This is a genomic window from Streptomyces sp. SID1328 (genome assembly GCF_009865595.1).
In the GTDB taxonomy this organism is placed as follows: Bacteria; Actinomycetota; Actinomycetes; order Streptomycetales; family Streptomycetaceae; genus Streptomyces; species Streptomyces griseoluteus.
This window is the reverse complement of record NZ_WWKH01000543.1, coordinates 1-472: the sequence shown is the minus strand read 5'-3', so window position 1 is coordinate 472 and position 472 is coordinate 1. Positions and strand designations below refer to the sequence as shown.

Genomic DNA, 472 nt, shown 5'->3' with positions numbered 1-472 from the left:
CCGCCGTGCTGGCCGTGGGCGCGCTGGTCCTGTTCGCCCTCTCGGCGGACCTGGACCGCCGGCTGCTGCTGCCCCTGCGCCGCACCCGGCTGCGCGTGTTCGGCCACCCGCTGACCGGCCGGGGCGGGGCGCGGCAGGTCCCGGTGGCCGCCAGCGTCGAACTGCTGGAGAACTCCCTGGCCTGGCACACCACGGCACCCGTGGTGCGCTCCGCGCTGCTGGACCACTGGGAGAGCGACGGCTGGCGCATCCTGCACTACTCCGGCGTCCACGGCGAGGGCGAGGCGGCCCGCCCGGTGGCGGTCCTGTTCGCCCTGGACGCCACCGTCGGCCGCGACACGTCCGGCGACCCGGTGATCCGCGTCAGTTACGTCGACGCGGACACGGGGGCGCCGGTGGCCGCAGAGGAACTGCGCGCGGCCCCGGCCCGCCGCTCGCTGCGCCTCGTGGAATAGGACACCGGCCCGGTGCG

1 pseudogene is annotated in these 472 nt (G+C 76.9%); it reads left to right on the top strand.

The window, feature by feature from the left end:
• Positions 1–455: pseudogene (locus GT030_RS16935) on the top strand (hypothetical protein); the annotation flags it as partial.
• Between the last annotated feature and the right edge of the window lie 17 nt (positions 456–472).